This window comes from Thiofilum flexile DSM 14609, assembly GCF_000380185.1.
Taxonomy (GTDB): domain Bacteria; phylum Pseudomonadota; class Gammaproteobacteria; order Thiotrichales; family Thiotrichaceae; genus Thiofilum; species Thiofilum flexile.
Window position 1 is genome coordinate 1 of sequence record NZ_KB904787.1, and the last position, 15,981, is coordinate 15,981.

The window sequence follows — 15,981 nt, forward strand, 5'->3', positions numbered from 1 at the left end:
CAGGGCAATCGCTTGAATCAAGTTATTGATTAAATTGAGATAGTTAAAAAGTCAAAAGTAAATTTTTCATGGAAAATTGCTCTGATTACTATCTCCCATTATGCTTAACTTCTGAAATATCATAGATTTACTTCAAGCGATTGCCCTGATTCCGCCCCCTCCTTTACCAATTGTCCCACCGCGCCCTATGAATGGATCAAAAGTCACCTACCACGATGACACCATTGCGATTAATGGCTATCGCATGGACTGGTGTTTGCAGTGGGGAAAATATTGTGGGCAAAACGCGGCAGATGTGTGGTGCCAACGCGTTAATAAAACCAAAAGCTCAGTACGCGCCACGAACTTTAAACGCGCCAATGACATCGGTCTGACATATGTCTTACAGACTAGAATGGTCTGTAATGCGCCTACTTGCGATGGTTTTGAATACATAACGTGTGAACTAACGGGTGACTAGCCCACTTGCGTTTGGCAGTGGGAAATCATTGCTACTGCCAAGCATTTGATACCGTTAATTGAGGAGATCGATCATGGTCAACAAACTCATAATCGCTATAACACTCATCGCCGTTTGCTCAATGGCTTCCGCTGCCAATGCCCAAGCTGTGCAACGCACGGTAGGTGGAACCTGTTACGCCTTTGGTAAGGCAGGGACATATATCCGCGAACCAATTTCTGGAAAACTGTGGTGTCGAGTCGGCACACGCGAAAGTGAATGTGGCGGTGTACCGGATCTATGCTCTGATCCGCCTCCGCCCAAAAGTCAGAAATACCGAGCACCTACCGGCTCATTCAAGAGTAAGCCGGACAAAACCTTACAATAAAAGAGGGCGTATCGAAAAGGAGATTTTCTATGAACCGCTTAACTTATATAGCACTGATAGGTTTATCACTATGGTCATCCGTGACCTTAGCCAACTCGCTAACTCATCAAACCTTCCCTGATTTAACTATCAAAGCCACTCAAGAGATTGAGTATTATGCAGCAGCAACTTGTAAGAACTCCGACAAACCTAAAAAGATAGGTTGTAAGTTCACCTGTAAACCCTGTGCCGTGCCTGTGTGTAATAACGGGGTGTGGGAGTTAGAGCAACAAGAGTTGGGTGATTCCTGTAAACCCCCACGTATTAAAATCCCCAACGACGACAGTATGACCTGCAAAATCAAATCTTATGAATTTTGTCCACCAAGTTGTCGCGACTGCACCCGTGAATAACCATGACCCATTGGATGCTTATCATGAAAAACTTATTACAACTGCTACTTCTAGCCAGTGTATTAGTATTTAGCTCAGAGGTGGCTGCTAGAGACAATGCGCCCACCACTCCACGCACTAGCTATACCTGCTCTGGTCTTACATGCCAATGTAGCGGTGAGGATGATTGCAATAAAATGTTTGAGGATAAGGTATGTGGTGATATAGCCACCTGTGATGATAGAACAGGTATTTGTAAGTGCTTTATTCTAAAGCGCATACCTAAGTATACCAGACCACCAACAGGCATTTATAAACCACCTACTCAGGTAAACTGAAATGGGTGTAAGAGGCTAAATAATTAAACCATCCAGACCTTGAATCAAAGCTAGATTACGGTGTAGCTCTAGCTCTTTTTGATTTAAACCCAGTTGAATACGCTGCTTAGCCTCGTTCAATTGGGTTTGATGGTTGGATAATAGGGGAATATTCAGGCGCTCAATTAAATGCTCAGCTAAAACAATAAACTGCCAAGCTTGCCTCAACTCACCCAGCTCAACTTTTGCCACGCCAATACCGCGCATGACCTCCACCTGCCCCGCTTGATCTCCCAAACGCAAATAATCATTGAGGCTCTGCTTAAAGCATTGCAGGGCAAGGGCTGGATTATGATCATGTAACTCTATCCAACCTAACATGCAGTGTGCTTGAGCGCGATACAGCAACATGCCTAACTTTTCTGTGACCTCTAAGCTTTGCTGTAGATAGGCACGAGCAAGTTTAGTTTGCTGTTGTTGCCAATGTACTCGCCCCAAATTAACCAATGCATAAGGCAAACTTAAAGTCACACCGAGTTGTTGATGTAAAGCGATACCTTGCTCCAAGGCTTCAACCGCCCTGTCATACTGCCCAAGCCCCAATAATGAATGCCCTATATTAACTAGATTGAGCTGGTAGCCCCCTTGATCACCTAGCTCGGTAAAAAGCTGCTTACCTTGCTCACCACATGCCAGCGCATCTTGATAACGCCCTTGTAAGCGCCGTAATACTCCAAGTGCCACCAAGCCACGCGCTAAGGACACCGATTCACCCTGACGCTTTACGACCTCGGTACCATGTATTAAATAGCGCTCAGCAATCTCATGCTGATCACTTAACGCTGCAATCCCTCCTGCTACTATTGCCACTCGTGCTTGATCTAGATGGGAAGACATCGTTTGATTAAGCGCCAAAAACTGCTCGGAACAGCGATAACCTTCTTGCCAGTGATTCGCTAAAAACCAAAACATACCCAAAGCACCCGCCAGTTTTAAACCTTGCTGGACTAAATCGGTGTTGTGATAAGTGCTGCACAAATGGAAACATTCACGAAAATTATCATGCTCACTTTCAAGCCTAGCAATCCCACTTAATTGCTGCTGCCCCAAAATGCCTGTATCCACGCTAGTGGCTAACTCAAGGTGATAATCCACAAAACGTTTCATGCTCAATAGCGGTTGCCGTTGAAAGCGGCGGGCACTGGAGTATTGACGCATAACTTCATGCAACGCAAACTGCCCATCCAAAGCACGACTAAGCATGGATTTATCCATGAGATTACGCACATCGTTTAAATTCGCCCCCGTTACATTAGCAGCAGCTTCTCGACTAAAACGCCCCCGAAACAAAGATAAGCCCTGCATAATGTGTTGCTCATGGGTACTTAGCATTTGCCAGCTTTGTTGCAAAACGGTATCTAAGGCAGGCGCACTAATAGCCTCTGTGGTCTGCACCCCCACCGTTTGAAAATAGCGCTGCAACTCCTGCAAAATCTCATGACAGGACAAACAACGCACCCAACTTGCAGCAATTTCAATCCCCAATGGCAAACCATCCACTAAATTACAAATGGCTTGAATCGCTTGCTGCTCATCCAATGAAAAAGTGCGTTGTGGGCTTAGTCGTTTAGCAGTGTGCAGAAATAGCTCATACCCTGCATCTTCTTCATAATCAAAAGCTTTTAAACCCGCTAACGGATAGAGCCACTCACCATAAATATGCAACAGCAAACGCGACGTAACTAAAATTTTAAGATTCGGATTAGTTTCTAAAAGCGCCTGACATACTCCATTTTCAGGTAATAAATGCTCCATATTATCCAAAACTAATAAGCATTGTTGTTTGCCTAAGGTGTATTGTAATTGAGCTAAAGGGCTGCGTTTACCTTGTAAGGAAATACCCATAGCGTTTGCGATGGCAAGAGGGATTAAATCAGGGTGCTGCACAGGGGCTAATTCCACCCACCATACCCCATGTTCAAATTGCCCGATCAAGCATTTAGCCACCGCTTTAGCTAAACGGGATTTACCAACCCCACCTAAACCTAATAGCGTCAATAACCGGCAACCAGAATCCTTAAGCCGCTGCTGCAAGTCATTTAATTCGGTAGTGCGCCCTAAAAAAGGTAATAAATCCTCTGGAAGATTAGTCGAGTGATTGACAGAAGTATTAATAGGTTTGGCAATTAATAGATAACCACGCCGTGGAATGGTTTGCAAAATCTCATGATTATGGTCATGTAGAGCACGACGAATATCTGCAATACATTGCACGAGAGAATCGTCAGTAACGTAAACCTCACTCCAAACTTCACTAAACAATTGCTGCTTAGATACTACGGTATTGGCACAGATAACCAACTGATGCAGAACACTTAATGATTGTTGGCGCAAAGGACAAACATGATTCTGTGTATCCAATAACTGTTGCTGCTGAAGATCATAGTGATAACTACCCAGTAGCACTTTTGTCATGACACTACTTTTAAATCCTAACCTTGACAAGATAAATAGAATTGTAGCATGCTGATTGTAGCTTCATATTACTATTTACCTAGCCGTTTTGGGTTTAGTGAATTTTCTCACTCTTAAAGCACGATTTTTTATTTTTCGTGTTATGCTTTAGAAGAGTTGAAAAATTCTGTTAATAAACTCCCGATCACTTTATCATGAATCTCCACGGATTTAGAAAAGTAAGTCGTCTTGCATGCCAGTCGCTTGATATGGGTGCGACAGTTAAGATTCTGATGCTCAATGGACTAGCTATAGAGCTACTAGCCATTTAACTCTTCTAAATCATAACTCTAGAGAGTAATGACATGGCAATCATTGTTGCAGGTAAATTGATAATTAAATCTGGCTCGCGAGATGAGTTCGTTGATAAATCTTGTGAAGCCATATTATTGGCTAGAAAAAATGAATCTTGTATGGATTTTTCGGTATCACCAGACCCTATTGATTTAAATAGAGTAAACATTTTTGAAAAATGGAAATCTCGTTCTGCACTGGATACCTTCCGAAAATCAGGCCCAGAAAATAATCTATTTTCACTCGTGGAATCTTTTGATGTAAGTGAGTACGAATTACTTTAAATCAAACTCTTAATCAAAATTCGATGGATTTTCCCGAAGGACGGCATATGTTGCTAGAGCTGGCTCATAATTTTTCTCCATCGCCTGTTTAATATACTTCAATGCCGTATTCCAATTCCTTTCAACACCATCTCCTCCTGACAGATAGCAACAGGCTAGCTGATAGGCAGCCTCTGGAACACCTGCATCAGCGGATTCAATTAACAATTTTACTCTTCTAGATTCACCTTGTTCATAAGACTCATTCCACTCCGTTAAACTTATAGTTGAATAAAAATAGGGGGCATAGGGATCATGTCTATCCAAATATTTTTTAATATAATTATAAAGTTTTCTAGCACTACCTTGATCATAAAGCTTTTTTGCTCTTGCGATTTCTAATGCGTTCATAACAATATCCAACTTAACGAAGTTTCATTATATCACCCTTCGGGCTAACGCATAGCCACTGGGCATTTGGATCTTATAAAAAATAGTATACAACCGTTATAGCTCATTAATTTCAATATATCGCTCAGCGCAAACTCCAACCCTGCTTCCTATTCCTTGCTATCATCACCGTCATTGAGAATAACGTAGACGAGGTTGAATAGAATGAATCTAGTCGTTGGAGCCAATCTGGCACTCAGTGGTACACGGTGGGACTTCTCCCTCTCCTTCCCTATTGATATTCGCTACGATCTGGGGCTTGCCGTATTACCCGTGGATGAAAGCAAGCACCTAGTCGCCGACACCGTACTCGCCCATCATCCCAACACCCATTGGCTCACCTCAGAACTCGTCAATAATGGCACCCAATTTAATCTCACCTTTGATACCAATCGCCTCCCCGACACCCGCATCACTCGCCTTCAACTCGTGCTGTATCGCTACGGTGCCAAAGGCCCACTCGACTTTGCCCAGCAAGTCACCCTACAGCAAGAAAACGTATTCACTCACACCCTTGACCTCAAACCCATTAGCGCCTCAGCACTCATTATTGCCGAACTCTATCAACGCAATGGGGCTTGGAAAATTCGTGCCCTCGCCGAAACCTCAGCCTATGGCTTAAGTGCATTAGGACGACGTATGGGGGCTGAGATTGATGAGCGCTCGCCTCACTCCCCCTCTAGTGGTAGCTATGGCGCTAGTAATGAACGCCCTGAGGCCTGGTCAGGTACAGGCTTTTTAGTCTCCCCTAATCTATTTATGACCAATGCCCATGTAGTCGAAGGCGCACGACAGCTACGTCTCACCTCAATTCAGGGCAAACTCGATGCCGAGGTCGTCATTAGCGATGAAACCAATGACCTTGCTTTAGTACGTGCCGCCTGCCCTAGTCACATTCACCCCCTAGCCTTTCGCAAAACCAGCATTGGCTTAGCCGAACCGATTACCACCCTAGGCTACCCACTCGCTAGTATTATGGGTTCTGGGATTCAAGCCACTCAGGGGGTAATTTCTGGCTTATTTGGTGCACAAAATGATATAAGGCTGCTGCAATTCACCGCCCCCATTCAACCCGGCTCTAGTGGCAGCCCCTTACTAGACAATACGGGCGCGGTGTTAGGGGTAGTGTCATCCAGTTTTGTTAATACCCAAAACATGAATTTTGCTGTGCGTAATGTGTTAGCGCTCGCTCTCCTTGAAGCGGTACAAGCCCCGTATCAGCTACAAGTGAATGAACGCACACTCAGCACCGCACAAATTGCCCAACAAACCCAAGCAGCGATCTGGCGCGTAGAATGTATGAGTTAATAAATGCAAATAGAAACCCAACAAGTTGAACTGACCACGGGCACTTTAACCCTACATATTGCCTCTCAGCATAGTACCTATACCCCTTATGATTTATTTGGCTTTGCGGAGCGCCGCAATCCTAAACGCTCTTTTTTATTTGTCTCTAAAGTATTAGGGCGGCATATTCCGGTTGCACCCTCCCTTATGCGCCGAGCGACCGATACCCTCGCACAACTCATACCGGATGACTTACCCACTCCCTTACTCGTAATCGGTATGGCTGAAACCGCGATTGCCCTAGGCTAAAGATAAGATCATATATATTATTATTGAAATAAGTGATAAAATCACTGATCGCCTACCTTATGATGAAGATTTTATACTAAAAAAAACAACATTCTCTAAAAATACTGCACTATTAGAAGAAGGAACTGGATTTTCGTTTATTGAAAATATAGTTGCAATCAATAAAGAGCTATTAAAATTAAATATTTACTCTCAAAAAGTAAAATGGATTTTCACACAAATTAATCTAGATACATTACCATCCTCATATAAAAAAATAAAACTCGAATTTTCAAAAAATCTAGGACTCAAGATAACACATACTGATATATATATTGATAATATAAAAATTGGAAATATAAACTTTACTGGGGTTCAAGATGATTGGAATTAAATATATATCCTTTGCTTTTGGGAAAAAAACTATAGATAATATTGAACAAGGCATACTGCTTGATACAGATAAAGATTTGATTGAAAAAAAAATTGGGGTTGTTCAACGAAGGCAACTTTTAGATGAGGAAGATACTGCCGATCTTGCTAGCATAGCTCTAGACAAACTTTTTCAAAATTCAAATTTATTACCAACTCAAGTAGAATGTTTGATTCTTGTTACACAAAATCCACATGATAAAGGATTACCACATACTGCATCAATTCTACATGATAAATATAATTTGCAAAAAAATTGCGCTACTTTTGATATTTCACTAGGATGCTCAGGTTTTGTTTATGGACTTGCTATCATACACTCCTTTATGACTATGCAAAAAATGAAGAATGGTATCTTAGTAACATGTGATCCTTATTCAAAAATAATTGATCAAGCAGATAAAAATACGAGTTTATTATTTGGCGACGGCGGAACTGCAACATGGTTAAGCACTGATAATCCAATATGGTTTTTAGGAAAATTCGATTTTGGTACAGATGGGAAAGGAAGGAAGGATTTAGAGTTAGGAAGTAATGGTCTATTATATATGAATGGCAGGGCTGTTTTTAATTTTTCAGCAACTGAGGTTCCTAAAAGCATTGAGCGTACTCTAGAAATAAACAATACCTCCTCAGAAGAAATAGATCAATTTATTTTACATCAAGGTAGTAAGTACCTAATTGATACTATTGGCAAAAGAATTAACGCTACTGAAAGAACCCGTTTTTTTGCTAAACAATATGGAAACTTAGTATCCTCATCGATACCTGTTGTTTTAGCAACTGAGAATCTAGACCCGTATAAGAAAATACTTATTAGTGGCTTTGGTGTTGGGTTATCTTGGGCATCTACTATTTTATCAAGAAAGGAAAGTAATTATGATTAATGAAGAAATTATTAGACAAATACTTAATGAGGTAGTTGTTGATGAAAGTATTAAAAATATAAGTAATGATGCAATCTTTAAAGATAGTGGTATTGATTCACTAGACCATGCGAACATTTTATTTTCCTTACAAGAAAAGTATGGTTTAATTATCCCTGATTCAGATGTGGAGAAATGTAATACTATTAATAATATTCTTCAATATGCTAAAGATCATGGTAAAGCGGGATGAACTCTCCATTAAATAACCTAATCTATACGCAGCGGAATATTTTAGATGCTTATGAAAGGGTTGGAGTATCAGCAGGGAAGACAGTTTATATAACAGGTAACTTTGGGCGTCCGGGACTCTACGAAAATAAAGGCAAAGACTCTTTACTAAATGCGCACTATTCTGCGCTGAGAGATTTGATTGGTAGTCAAGGTACTCTTGTAGTTCCAACACACTCTTGGTCGTTATGTAACACAGATAAAGTATTCGACCCTGCTAAAACCCCTAGTGAAACTGGCATATTTACTGAGTTTCTTAGAAAAAAAGAAGGTTCTATAAGGCAATTACACCCTTTTTCCTCCTCAACTGCGCATGGTTATAAAGCTGAATATTTTTGTACAAACAATTCTCGGCATGTCTACGGCCCACAATCCCCCTTTTCACGTATGATTGATGAAGATGCTCTATATGTTTCTGTTGGTAAAGAAATAGAAACAACAGCTAGTATTGTTCACCATTTAGAGTTTATGATGGGAGTTCCTTATAGATACGTGAAAGAATTTATGCATCCATGTATTATCGGTACAAAAAAGACCATACAACCTTGGTATCTTTATGTTTTATACAATAATATAAACATTGTAAGAGATAGAAATCGTAAAATTTTTGATATATTTCGAAAAGAACATACTGTCAACTCTATACCTTTAGGAAATTCTTTTATTGAAAGCTTTTCTATGAGAGATTTTTATAATTCTTTAAGCATTTATTTTTCATCTGATCTTTATTTATGGCTTAATCAAGAGCCTTTTGATAAACCATATCAGAGATAAAAACATAAGAGAATCATGAAAAAATATGGAAATATAATGTATAGATGGGCACAAGATTTATGGCCCATTTGTCGAAGTTTAACCGGAGAGGGGGTTCGCATAACATTAAATTATATTCAAAATCTTTTACCTGAACTCGTCATCCATGATGTTCCAACAGGAACTAAGGCATTTGATTGGGAGGTTCCTTTAGAATGGAATATCACCGATGCCTACATAGCTGATGAATTTAATACACGCATTATTGACTTCCAAAAAAACAACTTACATATTGTTGGTTACTCTATTCCTGTTGATAAATGGATGTACTTAGAAGAATTAGAGCAGTATCTCTTTTCCTTACCCCAATACCCGGATGCTATTCCATATGTCACCTCTTATTATAAAAAGCGCTGGGGTTTTTGTTTAAGTCAACAACAACGTAAGCAATTGACAAACCAAAATTACCATGTAGTCATTAACTCATCGCTTAAGCATGGTGTACTAAATTATGGCGAATTAATTATTCCTGGAAGAAGTAAACAAGAAATTTTCTTATCTACTTATATTTGCCATCCTTCAATGGCAAATAATGAATTATCTGGCCCTGTAGTTACTACTGCATTAGCTCAGTGGTTAGAGGGATTAGGGAACCTAAGATATACCTATCGAATTATTTTTATCCCCGAAACGATAGGCTCAATTGTTTACTTAAGCCGTCATTTATCAACTCTGAAAAAGAATTGTATTGCTGGTTTTGTTATTACTTGTGTTGGTGATGATCGAGCTTATTCGTATATGCCCTCTCGTCATGGCCATACTCTAGCAGACCGGGCTGCAAAACATGTATTAAAATATCATACGGCTAATTATGATACCTATTCATTTCTTGAGCGTGGTAGCGACGAACGTCAATATTGTAGTCCTGGGGTTGATTTACCTGTCTGCTCTATAATGCGTAGTAAATATGGTGAGTACCCGGAGTATCACACCTCTTTAGATGACCTCAAACTAGTTACTTCTGAAGGCTTACAAGGTGGTTTCGATGTTCTATCAAAAGCACTAATGCTTATTGAAAATAATGCCTACTATAAAACCAAATGTCTATGTGAGCCACAGCTTGGTAAACGAGGCTTATATCCTACATTAAGCCAAAAACGTGATAAAGACATTTATGATATGATGAATATTCTAGCTTATGCTGATGGTGAAAAGGATCTCATTGAAATAGCTGAAATAACTAAGCAAAATGCCCTAGATTGTCTACCTATTATTGAAAAGCTAATTCATGCTGGACTACTAGAGGAAATCAAATATTAATATGCTAAATATGAGCTTCATTCCTTATGGTCGCCAAGAGATCAGTGAAATCGATATTCAAGCAGTAGTTGATGTATTACGCTCAGATTTTCTTACTCAAGGGCCTACTGTCCCAACTTTTGAGCAAACCATTAGCGACTATTGTGGGGCAAAGTATGCTGTAGCAGTCAATAGTGCTACTTCTGCTTTACATATTGCTTGTCTAGCGCTAGGGGTTGGTGAGGGTGATATAGTTTGGACTAGTCCGATTACGTTTGTTGCCAGTGCAAATTGCGCTTTGTATTGTGGAGCAAGTATTGATTTCGTCGACATCAACCCACGGACTTATAATTTAAGTATTGAACAACTACAGCATAAATTAGAGCAGGCAAAAAAAAATAATCGTTTGCCCAAGGTGGTGATTCCAGTACATTTGTGTGGACAACCTTGTGAGATGAAGCAAATTCATCAGTTAAGTCTCGAATTTGGGTTTAAGATCATCGAAGATGCTTCTCATGCTATTGGTGGTAAATATCGAGGAGAATCAATTGGTAATTGTCGTTATAGTGATATTACTATTTTCAGTTTCCATCCAGTAAAAATTATTACCACTGCAGAAGGTGGAGTTGCTACTACTAATCAAGCAGAGTTAGCTGCAAAGATGGAACTATTACGTAGTCATGGTATTACTCGTGATCCAATGCAAATGACGCATGATTCAGATGGGGCGTGGTATTACCAGCAAATTGCTTTAGGCTATAACTACCGCATGACAGATATGCAAGCAGCCCTAGGGATTAGCCAAATGCAACGGCTAGATGAATTTGTGCAGCGGCGGCATAAATTAGCACAACGATATAATGAACTATTAGATCATCTCCCACTAATTTTACCTTGGCAGCATACTGATAGCTATTCTGGCTTACATTTATATGTAATACGATTACAATTGAGCGCTATCAAATTGACACATAGAGAAGTATTTGATGCATTGCGCCAGCAAGGAATCGGGGTTAATTTACATTATATTCCAGTCCATACCCAACCTTACTATCAAACTATGGGGTTTGAATCTGGAGATTTTCCTGAAAGCGAGCGTTATTATCAGGAAGCAATTAGTCTACCCATGTTTTCCGCTATGACAGATGAACAACAAGAAAGGGTTTGCTCAATACTAACAAAGATTTTACAAGCATGAATGTCGCTATTATCCCTGCACGAGGAGGTAGCAAGCGTATTCCTCGAAAAAACATCAAAAACTTTTGTGGTAAACCAATGATTGCTTGGTCAATTGAAGCAGCTTTGCAAAGTGGTTGTTTTGAGCGGGTTATTGTTTCTACTGATGATGAAAATATTGCAGAGATTGCCTTACAATTTGGTGCTGAAGTACCCTTCGTACGACCTGCAGAACTATCGGGTGATTTTGTTGCAACGATTCCAGTCATTAAACATGCGATTCAATGGTTGGAGGCTAATCAGATTACGCCGGAATGGGTATGCTGTATTTATGCAACCGCACCTTTTATTTCTGTCGATGCATTGAAAGGTGGACTGACGTTAATCCAGCAAAAAAATGCGGATTATGCTTTTTCTGTTACCAGTTATGCTTTTCCTATCCAACGGGCTATTAAGCTTCAACAAAATAATACAATACAGATGTTTTCCCCTGAGCATTTCAGTACTCGTTCTCAAGATTTAGAAGAAGCCTACCATGATGCAGGGCAGTTTTATTGGGGAACCAATAGCGCTTGGCTAGAAGAGAAACCTATTTTCTCCTCACAAAGCTATCCTATCATTTTACCCAAACATTTAGTACAAGATATTGATACTAAAGAAGATTGGGTACGAGCAGAATTAATGTTTAAACTTTTACAGCAGGAGATTAATAGTGAGCCAGTATAAGACGGAGCAAGAACTCTTTTGGGCAACAGAATTTGGTGATGAGTACTCATCCAGAAACATTGGAAATGGTTGGATTGCCAGTAACACAGCATTATTCTCAAAAATCCTTAGCCGTACAACTAATGTAAAAAGCCTTATTGAGTTTGGCTCTAATATTGGATTAAATTTAAGATCCATAAAGAACCTAGCGCCAGATACTAGATTAGCTGCTATTGAAATCAATTCAACTGCTATTACAGAGTTAAAAAAATGGGCGGAAGTAAATAAAATCTATGAAGGATCTATACTTGATGTTGAGATCACAGAAAAATACGACTTGGCTTTTATTAAGGGTGTATTGATACATATAAATCCAGAACATCTCAGAAATGTCTATGAAAAACTTTACCAGAGCAGCTCAAAGTATATTTGTTTAATAGAATATTATAATCCATCACCTGTCACGATCAATTATCGCGGACACAACGATCGTTTATTCAAAAGGGATTTCGCTGGAGAAATGCTAGATATATATCCAGATTTAAAGCTGGTTGATTATGGCTTTGTTTACAGACGAGACCCAAACTTTCCACAGGATGATGCTACTTGGTTTTTATTAGAGAAAACTCTGTAAACGATATGTTTGTCGTCTTCCGGGTCGATGCCTCTATTGAAATAGGTAGTGGTCATGTAATGCGTTGTTTGACTTTAGCAGACGCGCTTAAAAATGAAGGCATAGAGTGTATCTTTATTTGCCGTGACCATAACGGCAATATGCAATCACTAATCCAAAACAAAGGCCATAGTGTTATTCTCTTATCATCGGTCAAGGAAGTCAGTTCTAGATTTACTAGTCAACATCCACATCAAGAGTATTTATCTTGGCTAGGCACGTTCCAAGAAGAAGATGCTCAGCAAACTATCGCCGCTATCCAAACACTAACAACGAGTAAACTTGCTTGGTTGATTGTAGATCATTACGCTCTGAATCAAGAATGGGAGCGGCAGCTAAGACCTTATTGTCAAAAAATCATGGTGATTGATGATTTAGCAGATCGTTTTCATGATTGTGATTTATTGCTGGATCAAACTTTTGGGCGTGATGAACGCGATTATCAGGCGCTTGTTCCTGAGCATTGTACTATCCTTACTGGCTCTTACTATGCGCTGTTACGCCCTGAATTTGCCCAATGGCGTGAATATAGTCTACAACGCCGCCAACAACCACAATTAAAGCAATTATTGATTACTTTAGGTGGAGTAGATAAGGATAATATAACTGGTCAAGTTCTTGCTGCTTTAGTCAACAGTCATCTACCCCACCACTGCAAAATTATTATTGTGATGGGTGAGCATGCTCCTTGGTTAGAGATTATTAGAGCACAAACTCAACAGTTGCCTTGGGTCATTGAAGTCAAGGTTAATATTTCTAATATGGCTGAATTAATGGCGAACAGTGACCTCTGTATTGGAGCTGCGGGAAGCACAACATGGGAACGTTGTTGTCTTGGTTTACCAACGATTATGCTTATAACTGCAAAAAACCAAATCTTTGCAGGTATTCTTCTTAAGAAAAAAATTGAAGTTATTGAGCATATCGCCGTCCTTCAAAACTATTTGTTTAATTTTTTCTCGAACAAGAAATATCTATATGAAAAATTAAATATACTCTCCAAAAAGTCCAGAGAGTTGACTATTGGTTTAGGTACAGAAAAAATAACATCGTTTATCTTAGGAAATTAAAAAAAGATATTTTATGAAAAGTAAATTTGGAATACTTAGAAGCATAAAAGAAGATGAGCTTGAGCTCATACTTTCATGGAGAAATCATCCAGATATACGTACTCATATGTATAACCAACACGAAATCAGCATAAATGAGCATTTAAAATGGTGGCAAAATATAAAAGAATCAAAAACTGATAAATACTTTATTTATGAACTTTCAGAAACGGCTTTTGGGGTTATTTCATTTAATAATATTAATCATGCTAATAGAAACTCTGCTTGGGGTTTCTATAGAGCTCCATATGCTCCAAAAGGCACTGGAACAAAAATGGAGTTTTTAATGCTAGAGTATGGATTTAATGAGATTGGGTTAAACAAAATATATTGTGATGTTTTATCTACCAATCCATCATTAAACATTCATAAAAAGTTCGGCTTTATAACAGAGGGGATATTTCGAGAGCAGTACTTACAAAAAAACAATCTTATTGATGTGTATAGGCTTGGCATTTTAAGAAAAGAATGGGAAAAAGAAAAAAATGCTATTTCAGACAAATTAAACTCTTTCTTGTAAATGAAAACTTATGCAACCAACGATCACTATTGACAATAAAAAAATATCAACTCAAAATCCTCCTTATATTATTGCTGAAATATCCGCCAATCATAATGGTGATATTAATAATGCTTTTAAAATTATTGAGGTTGCAAAATATTCAGGAGCGGATGCGGTCAAACTACAGACATATCGACCTGATACGATTACTTTAGACTGCGACTCTGAGGACTTCCAAATACATGGTGGTTTATGGGATGGAAAAACTCTCTACCAGCTGTATTCAGAAGCTTATATGCCTTGGGATTGGCATAAGCCCCTATTCGACTACGCTCATAAGTTGGGCATTACCATTTTTAGCTCACCTTTCGATAATACAGCGATTGATTTACTGGAAGATTTAAACACTCCTGCCTATAAAATTGCCTCCTTTGAAGCTGTTGATCTTCCACTAATTAAATATGCTGCCAGTACTGGTAAACCAATGATTATCTCAACTGGTATGGCAAATGCAGAAGAAATTCAAGAGGCCATTGAAGCTGCACACGAAGGTGGCTGTAAAGAACTGGCTATACTACATTGCGTCAGTGGCTACCCTGCTCCAGCATCTGATTATAACTTACGAACTATACCAGACATGATTCAACGGTTTGGTTTGGTAACAGGTCTTTCCGATCACACGATTGATAACACCACAGCGATTACTAGTGTTGCCCTAGGTGCATCTATCATTGAGAAACACGTGACACTTGATCGTAAAGGTGGTGGGCCAGACGACAGTTTTTCATTAGAGCCGTTGGAGCTAGCTGCATTATGTCGTGATGCTAAAACTGCTTGGGAAGCATTAGGACAAGTAGACTATGGGATGAAATCCAGCGAGCGTGGAAATGTGAAATTTCGGCGGTCTTTGTATTTTGTTAAGGATATGGAAGCGGGAGAAGTGGTTACTGAAGAGTGTGTGCGAAGTGTTAGACCGGGGTTTGGTTTGGCTCCTAAATATCTCTATAAAATAAATGGTGAAAAAATCATCAAATCTGTATCAAAAAATACACCCATATCTTTAGACTTATTTAACCAGAGTAAATGATAAGTATAATAACTAATCAACAGTTAAAGGTTAATAAAAACTTCTAATAAAAACTATTAATAAAAACTATTAATAAAAACTCTTTTAATATTGTACACTTATAGCGTTATTTTTATTACGACAAAGGTGATCAAGATGATTAATCGTTATTGGAAGACTGCTATTAGTGCATTGGCTGTTTGGATACTTTCATCTCATGCAGCAATGGCAACAACAGTAGTAATGCCTGGTAGTGCAGGGCAATCGCTTGAATCTTTATTGTTGTAGAGGGATGAGTGGCTCCAAGAGTTCGGCGAGATAATCGGTTGACCAAGCGGCCTGCTTTCGTCGTACTTTGAGACTATGCTTATTTGTCTGGCTGTACCGAAGTAAGTTAGTCGCCATCTGGCGTAGGAGGGAGAAATTGTGAGCGCTATCGCCGGTACGGTTACGCGCCTTATCCTCCTGCATCAGCACATCCAAGACCCAATGGAGTCG

At 39.4% G+C, this 15,981-nt stretch carries 21 protein-coding genes and 1 pseudogene; 18 read left to right on the forward strand and 4 right to left on the reverse strand.

Features of this window, described 5'->3' with window-relative positions; genetic code table 11:
* Window positions 1-187: 187 nt before the first annotated feature.
* From A3IK_RS21385 to A3IK_RS0113745, 4 genes are all read left to right on the forward strand, one after another.
* Complete coding sequence (locus A3IK_RS21385) at window positions 188-460, forward strand: hypothetical protein (protein WP_162596662.1); 273 nt, start codon at window positions 188-190, stop codon at window positions 458-460.
* Window positions 461-533: 73 nt separating this feature from the next.
* Window positions 534-827 carry a hypothetical protein gene (locus A3IK_RS0113735; protein WP_020560558.1) on the forward strand — a complete coding sequence of 98 codons (294 nt, stop codon included), beginning with the start codon at window positions 534-536 and terminating at the stop codon, window positions 825-827.
* Window positions 828-856: 29 nt separating this feature from the next.
* Window positions 857-1,219: a hypothetical protein gene (locus A3IK_RS0113740; protein ID WP_020560559.1), complete on the forward strand. Its 363-nt coding sequence runs from the start codon at window positions 857-859 to the stop codon at window positions 1,217-1,219.
* Window positions 1,220-1,242: 23 nt separating this feature from the next.
* Window positions 1,243-1,536, forward strand: coding sequence for a hypothetical protein (locus A3IK_RS0113745; protein ID WP_020560560.1), 294 nt, complete (start codon window positions 1,243-1,245; stop codon window positions 1,534-1,536).
* 15 nt (window positions 1,537-1,551) lie between these two features.
* On the opposite strand, the gene A3IK_RS0113750 is transcribed toward A3IK_RS0113745, so the two are convergent.
* Both A3IK_RS0113750 and A3IK_RS20915 read right to left on the reverse strand, forming a co-directional pair.
* Window positions 1,552-3,990 (reverse strand): ATP-binding protein, encoded by a 2,439-nt coding sequence (locus tag A3IK_RS0113750; RefSeq protein ID WP_020560561.1) that lies wholly within the window; start codon window positions 3,988-3,990, stop codon window positions 1,552-1,554.
* Window positions 3,991-4,130: 140 nt separating this feature from the next.
* Window positions 4,131-4,271 (reverse strand): annotated as a pseudogene (locus A3IK_RS20915) (IS1 family transposase); the annotation flags it as partial.
* A gap of 63 nt (window positions 4,272-4,334) precedes the next feature.
* Between A3IK_RS20915 and A3IK_RS0113755 the strand changes: the two are divergent.
* Window positions 4,335-4,607, forward strand: coding sequence for a putative quinol monooxygenase (locus tag A3IK_RS0113755; protein ID WP_020560562.1), 273 nt, complete (start codon window positions 4,335-4,337; stop codon window positions 4,605-4,607).
* A 9-nt stretch (window positions 4,608-4,616) separates the two neighbouring features.
* Here the strand turns inward: A3IK_RS0113755 and A3IK_RS0113760 are convergent, their stop codons facing one another.
* Window positions 4,617-4,997: an SEL1-like repeat protein gene (locus A3IK_RS0113760; RefSeq protein WP_020560563.1), complete on the reverse strand. Its 381-nt coding sequence runs from the start codon at window positions 4,995-4,997 to the stop codon at window positions 4,617-4,619.
* A gap of 204 nt (window positions 4,998-5,201) precedes the next feature.
* On the opposite strand from A3IK_RS0113760, the gene A3IK_RS0113765 reads away from it, so the two are divergent.
* The 13 genes from A3IK_RS0113765 to A3IK_RS21850 all read left to right on the forward strand — a co-directional run bounded on the left by A3IK_RS0113765 (window position 5,202) and on the right by A3IK_RS21850 (window position 15,771).
* Window positions 5,202-6,344, forward strand: a complete 1,143-nt coding sequence (locus A3IK_RS0113765; RefSeq protein WP_020560564.1) for a trypsin-like peptidase domain-containing protein — start codon at window positions 5,202-5,204, stop codon at window positions 6,342-6,344.
* A 3-nt stretch (window positions 6,345-6,347) separates the two neighbouring features.
* The gene (locus tag A3IK_RS0113770; protein WP_020560565.1) at window positions 6,348-6,632 is read left to right on the forward strand and encodes a phosphoribosyltransferase domain-containing protein; all 285 of its coding nucleotides are present in this window, start codon (window positions 6,348-6,350) and stop codon (window positions 6,630-6,632) included.
* Window positions 6,633-6,991: 359 nt separating this feature from the next.
* Complete coding sequence (locus tag A3IK_RS0113775; protein ID WP_020560566.1) at window positions 6,992-7,930, forward strand: ketoacyl-ACP synthase III; 939 nt, start codon at window positions 6,992-6,994, stop codon at window positions 7,928-7,930.
* Complete coding sequence (locus A3IK_RS0113780; RefSeq protein WP_020560567.1) at window positions 7,923-8,162, forward strand: acyl carrier protein; 240 nt, start codon at window positions 7,923-7,925, stop codon at window positions 8,160-8,162. The genes A3IK_RS0113775 and A3IK_RS0113780 overlap by 8 nt, the downstream gene beginning before the upstream one ends.
* Complete coding sequence (locus tag A3IK_RS0113785; RefSeq protein WP_020560568.1) at window positions 8,159-8,974, forward strand: AAC(3) family N-acetyltransferase; 816 nt, start codon at window positions 8,159-8,161, stop codon at window positions 8,972-8,974. Before A3IK_RS0113780 ends, A3IK_RS0113785 begins: the two co-directional genes overlap by 4 nt.
* A 15-nt stretch (window positions 8,975-8,989) precedes the next feature.
* Window positions 8,990-10,273 (forward strand): DUF4910 domain-containing protein, encoded by a 1,284-nt coding sequence (locus A3IK_RS0113790; protein ID WP_026220977.1) that lies wholly within the window; start codon window positions 8,990-8,992, stop codon window positions 10,271-10,273.
* A 10-nt stretch (window positions 10,274-10,283) separates the two neighbouring features.
* Entirely contained in the window at window positions 10,284-11,450 is a 1,167-nt protein-coding gene (gene pseC, locus A3IK_RS0113795; protein ID WP_040849275.1) for a UDP-4-amino-4,6-dideoxy-N-acetyl-beta-L-altrosamine transaminase, read from the forward strand.
* Window positions 11,447-12,154: a pseudaminic acid cytidylyltransferase gene (pseF, locus tag A3IK_RS0113800; RefSeq protein ID WP_020560571.1), complete on the forward strand. Its 708-nt coding sequence runs from the start codon at window positions 11,447-11,449 to the stop codon at window positions 12,152-12,154. Before pseC ends, pseF begins: the two co-directional genes overlap by 4 nt.
* Window positions 12,141-12,767 carry a pseudaminic acid biosynthesis-associated methylase gene (locus A3IK_RS0113805; RefSeq protein WP_020560572.1) on the forward strand — a complete coding sequence of 209 codons (627 nt, stop codon included), beginning with the start codon at window positions 12,141-12,143 and terminating at the stop codon, window positions 12,765-12,767. The genes pseF and A3IK_RS0113805 overlap by 14 nt, the downstream gene beginning before the upstream one ends.
* Window positions 12,740-13,876 carry a UDP-2,4-diacetamido-2,4,6-trideoxy-beta-L-altropyranose hydrolase gene (pseG, locus tag A3IK_RS0113810; RefSeq protein ID WP_211209453.1) on the forward strand — a complete coding sequence of 379 codons (1,137 nt, stop codon included), beginning with the start codon at window positions 12,740-12,742 and terminating at the stop codon, window positions 13,874-13,876. The genes A3IK_RS0113805 and pseG overlap by 28 nt, the downstream gene beginning before the upstream one ends.
* Before the next feature lie 13 nt (window positions 13,877-13,889).
* Window positions 13,890-14,435, forward strand: coding sequence for a UDP-4-amino-4,6-dideoxy-N-acetyl-beta-L-altrosamine N-acetyltransferase (pseH, locus tag A3IK_RS0113815; RefSeq protein WP_020560574.1), 546 nt, complete (start codon window positions 13,890-13,892; stop codon window positions 14,433-14,435).
* A gap of 10 nt (window positions 14,436-14,445) precedes the next feature.
* Window positions 14,446-15,504: a pseudaminic acid synthase gene (gene pseI / locus A3IK_RS0113820; RefSeq protein WP_020560575.1), complete on the forward strand. Its 1,059-nt coding sequence runs from the start codon at window positions 14,446-14,448 to the stop codon at window positions 15,502-15,504.
* Window positions 15,505-15,639: 135 nt separating this feature from the next.
* On the forward strand, window positions 15,640-15,771 hold the full coding sequence (locus A3IK_RS21850) for a hypothetical protein (protein ID WP_281167285.1): 132 nt from the start codon (window positions 15,640-15,642) through the stop codon (window positions 15,769-15,771).
* Here the strand turns inward: A3IK_RS21850 and A3IK_RS19525 are convergent.
* Window positions 15,760-15,981: hypothetical protein (locus tag A3IK_RS19525; RefSeq protein ID WP_020560576.1), on the reverse strand; the 222-nt coding region annotated here is incomplete at its 5' end. The genes A3IK_RS21850 and A3IK_RS19525 overlap by 12 nt on opposite strands.

Excerpts from the sequence above, each read along its gene's own strand:
- A3IK_RS0113745 (WP_020560560.1), top strand. The coding sequence starts at position 1,243 with ATGAAAAACTTATTACAACTGCTACTTCTAGCCAGTGTATTAGTATTT.
- A3IK_RS0113760 (WP_020560563.1), bottom strand. The coding sequence starts at position 4,997 with ATGAACGCATTAGAAATCGCAAGAGCAAAAAAGCTTTATGATCAAGGT.
- pseF (WP_020560571.1), top strand. The coding sequence starts at position 11,447 with ATGAATGTCGCTATTATCCCTGCACGAGGAGGTAGCAAGCGTATTCCT.
- A3IK_RS0113740 (WP_020560559.1), top strand. The coding sequence starts at position 857 with ATGAACCGCTTAACTTATATAGCACTGATAGGTTTATCACTATGGTCA.
- pseC (WP_040849275.1), top strand. The coding sequence starts at position 10,284 with ATGAGCTTCATTCCTTATGGTCGCCAAGAGATCAGTGAAATCGATATT.
- A3IK_RS0113775 (WP_020560566.1), top strand. The coding sequence starts at position 6,992 with ATGATTGGAATTAAATATATATCCTTTGCTTTTGGGAAAAAAACTATA.
- A3IK_RS0113765 (WP_020560564.1), top strand. The coding sequence starts at position 5,202 with ATGAATCTAGTCGTTGGAGCCAATCTGGCACTCAGTGGTACACGGTGG.
- pseH (WP_020560574.1), top strand. The coding sequence starts at position 13,890 with ATGAAAAGTAAATTTGGAATACTTAGAAGCATAAAAGAAGATGAGCTT.
- A3IK_RS0113755 (WP_020560562.1), top strand. The coding sequence starts at position 4,335 with ATGGCAATCATTGTTGCAGGTAAATTGATAATTAAATCTGGCTCGCGA.
- A3IK_RS0113735 (WP_020560558.1), top strand. The coding sequence starts at position 534 with ATGGTCAACAAACTCATAATCGCTATAACACTCATCGCCGTTTGCTCA.
- A3IK_RS0113780 (WP_020560567.1), top strand. The coding sequence starts at position 7,923 with ATGATTAATGAAGAAATTATTAGACAAATACTTAATGAGGTAGTTGTT.
- A3IK_RS0113770 (WP_020560565.1), top strand. The coding sequence starts at position 6,348 with ATGCAAATAGAAACCCAACAAGTTGAACTGACCACGGGCACTTTAACC.
- A3IK_RS21850 (WP_281167285.1), top strand. The coding sequence starts at position 15,640 with ATGATTAATCGTTATTGGAAGACTGCTATTAGTGCATTGGCTGTTTGG.
- A3IK_RS0113785 (WP_020560568.1), top strand. The coding sequence starts at position 8,159 with ATGAACTCTCCATTAAATAACCTAATCTATACGCAGCGGAATATTTTA.
- A3IK_RS0113790 (WP_026220977.1), top strand. The coding sequence starts at position 8,990 with ATGAAAAAATATGGAAATATAATGTATAGATGGGCACAAGATTTATGG.
- pseI (WP_020560575.1), top strand. The coding sequence starts at position 14,446 with ATGCAACCAACGATCACTATTGACAATAAAAAAATATCAACTCAAAAT.
- A3IK_RS0113750 (WP_020560561.1), bottom strand. The coding sequence starts at position 3,990 with ATGACAAAAGTGCTACTGGGTAGTTATCACTATGATCTTCAGCAGCAA.
- A3IK_RS21385 (WP_162596662.1), top strand. The coding sequence starts at position 188 with ATGAATGGATCAAAAGTCACCTACCACGATGACACCATTGCGATTAAT.